At 67.6% G+C, this 2,853-nt stretch carries 4 protein-coding genes; 2 read left to right on the forward strand and 2 right to left on the reverse strand.

Features of this window, described 5'->3' with window-relative positions:
• The coding region (locus tag ACAM49_RS39610; RefSeq protein ID WP_369640650.1) for an ArsC/Spx/MgsR family protein at positions 1 to 293 on the reverse strand (293 nt) is incomplete at its 3' end.
• Positions 294 to 339: 46 nt separating this feature from the next.
• On the reverse strand, positions 340 to 1,776 hold the full coding sequence (locus ACAM49_RS39615) for a hypothetical protein (protein WP_369640651.1): 1,437 nt from the start codon (positions 1,774 to 1,776) through the stop codon (positions 340 to 342).
• A gap of 354 nt (positions 1,777 to 2,130) precedes the next feature.
• Here ACAM49_RS39615 and ACAM49_RS39620 point away from each other — a divergent pair, with 354 nt between their 5' ends.
• A complete protein-coding gene (locus tag ACAM49_RS39620) occupies positions 2,131 to 2,346 on the forward strand; it encodes a type II toxin-antitoxin system VapB family antitoxin (RefSeq protein WP_369640652.1) in 216 nt (71 codons plus the stop codon).
• Positions 2,343 to 2,789, forward strand: coding sequence for a PIN domain-containing protein (locus ACAM49_RS39625; protein ID WP_369640653.1), 447 nt, complete (start codon positions 2,343 to 2,345; stop codon positions 2,787 to 2,789). The genes ACAM49_RS39620 and ACAM49_RS39625 overlap by 4 nt, the downstream gene beginning before the upstream one ends.
• Positions 2,790 to 2,853 lie beyond the last annotated feature (64 nt).

Raw genomic sequence — 2,853 nt, forward strand, 5'->3', positions numbered from 1 at the left:
GGGCGTTGGATGAGGCGGGGGTGGGTGGCTAGGGCCTCGATCCAGCGGTCGCGGTCGGCGGGGGTCTTGGGCCAGCTCGAGATGCCGAGTTCCTTGGCTTCGGGTTCGGCGGTGCGGGTGATGTCCCAGGGCTCGAGGGCGAGTTTGGTGAGGGCCGAGCGGATTTCGGTGGCCGAGGGCGGGTTGTCGAGGTAGCGGCGTTCGACGTAGTCGGTGCCGGAATCGTCCAGGACGCCCTTCGCGGTGCGGCTCTTCGAGCACTTGGGGTTGTGCCAGATTTCCGTAGCTGCCATGTGGTCAGCTTAGGTGGCGACCGGGGGGCTACCGGTCACCGGCGCGTCAGACCCAGTCGATGACCCAGCGGTAGGGGCGCATCCAGTAGAGGCCGCCGTCGGGAATGGGCTGGCCCCAGCGTTGTTCGGCCTGGGTGAGTTGCCAGCGGTATTCGGGGGCGGGTTCGCCGGAGTGGATTTCGTGGAGGTGGCGGCGCCAGGTGTTGATCATGGCGGGGATGGCCTGGGGGTCGTTCTCGTAGGCCCAGTCCAGGTTTCGGGTCATGAGGGAGTCGACGGCGTGGTTGGCGGCGTTGGGGTCGCCGGTGCTGAGGGAGTGGAGGAAGGCGGCGACCAGGTTGTAGGCGATGGCGTCGTGGACTGAGGTCTGGCCATTTTCCAGGGACCAGATGCCCAGGTAGGTGGGGCCGTGTTCGTCGATCCAGACCGAATGTGCTTCGCCGACACGGTTGTCGAAGATCAGGGCGGTGAGGAGGCCGAGGGTAGCCTTGCCCATGATCAGCGGGTCGGGGCGGCCGGTGCCTACGGCGTCGTCGATGAGGGCGCGGTACGCCGACGCCGCGATCCCGGGGCGGTTCGCGTCCATCAGGGCATCCGCGGTTTCGCCGCCCGCGATCTGCTCGGCCGGGGGCTGCTGCGGTCCGGCGGCGATGTGCGGGGCGCCGTCACCGACGCGCAGATACTGGGTCTGCATGGAATCCGGCGCGGCGAGCGGATCCGACAGCGGCACATCGGCGCCCGCCGCGCCGGGCTGCGGCGCATTGCCGCTCAATGGATCCGGCGTCGGAGCGCCGTTGCCCAGGGGGTTGGCTAGATCGAGGTTGACGATGAGGGGTTCGCGCAGGGCGGGGGCGTTTTCCAGGTATTCCAGTGCCACCCGGGCGAATTCGTTGTCCTGGCTCTCGAGCCATTCGCGGCCGGCGCGCAGGGTGTCGATGAGGTGGGCGCCGACGCCGGATTCGATGGCGGCGCACAGCGCGTAGTAGCCGTAGCCGCGGTAGTCGTCGTGGCCGACGCCCTCGGTGATCAGCAGTTGCGCGTATCTGCTTGCCAGGTCGTGTCTTTCCATGTCGCCGAGCAGGGTGCAGGCGGTCATGGCGGCCATCAGGACCTCGGCGTGTTCGCCGTGCGAGCGTCTGAGCTCGATGCAGCGGTCGGCCATGGTGACGGCGCTGTCGGGCAGGCCCTGCTGGGTGGCGGCCTCCACGGCCATGGAGTACATGGTGGCCATGGTGGCGGGCGGGATGTCGGCGGGGAATCGGGCGGGGCCGCGTTCGGCCAGGTGCAGGGCTTGCGCGTAATCACCGGCGGCGAAGGCGGATCGGAAGCGGTAGGAGACGATCCAGCCGTAGTCCTTGGGCTCGGGCGCCACGTCCAGGCCGTCGTCGAACGCCGTCAGCCGTGCCAGCGCCTCGTCCGCCAGCCCGGCCTCCAACATGCCGCTCGCCTCGTTCATCACCTCGACGAACGCATTTCGATCCATGGCCTACTCGCCTTCCCGCATATGTCAGCCCCGGATCGTATGACCGCACCACCACCCCGCGCGGCCAGTGAGGGCAAGGTCATAGTTTGAACCCACCCCACATGACCACGCGTTGTCATCTCGCGTGGCACGTTGTGTCACAACGGTATTCCCGCATCGCCGGGCGAACCCGCCTCCCTGCGGGTCCATCTCGCCAAGCGACCGATCCGTTCGCCCCAATCTAACGACAACACGCCCGCCCGCCACACATCCACCCCTCGGCGCGTCGAAGGCCGTTTCACTCGCGACCACCGACAACCCGCGCCACCGGGTATATACTGGCGAGCGGAAATATATATCCGCAGGGAGGTGGCGATGACGAAGACACTGATCGACATCCCGGATGAGCTCATGGAACAGGCCCGCAAGGTGACCGGCGGCGCATCGAAAGCGGAGACGGTCCGGACCGCCCTGAGCCTGCTCGTCCGGCAGCGTCAGCAGCATGACGCCATCGCCTGGTTCGCCGATGCGGCCCCGTTCCTAGCCGACACCGATCCGATCGAGGAGGCCGACCCGCCGCGGCAGCGATGACCGGCCGCGGCGCGAATCGCGCGCTCTTCCTCGCCGATCACAGCGCGGTGTCACGCATCCAATGCCGACCGGAGGTCCGCGCGGCCTTCGACCGCCTCAATGCCGACGTCGGAGTCCTCTGCTCGAACGCGGTGACCCTCGACGAGGCGTGCTTCAGCGCCCGCAATCCCGAGGACCTCGATCGCATCATGATGATCTACACGGGTGTCTTCCATTTCCTTGCCATGGATCCCGCGATAGACCTTCTGGTCCGCGATATCCGACGCCAGCTGTGGGTATGCGGTCACGGGCGATCCGCTCAGGCCACCGATGTGCTGATCGCAGCGACCGCCGTGCACTATGACGCCACGGTTCTCCACTACGACAAGCATTTCGAGCTGATATCCGAGGCCTACCCGGCACTGCGGCAGCGATGGATCGTTCCGCGCGGGACCGTGGAGTGACCGGCCGGTCCGCTACAGGGCGGAGAGGGTGGTGGCGGGGGCGGGGGTGAAGGTGACGATGCGT

Source organism: Nocardia sp. JMUB6875 (assembly GCF_041154655.1).
Classification (GTDB): Bacteria; Actinomycetota; Actinomycetes; order Mycobacteriales; family Mycobacteriaceae; genus Nocardia.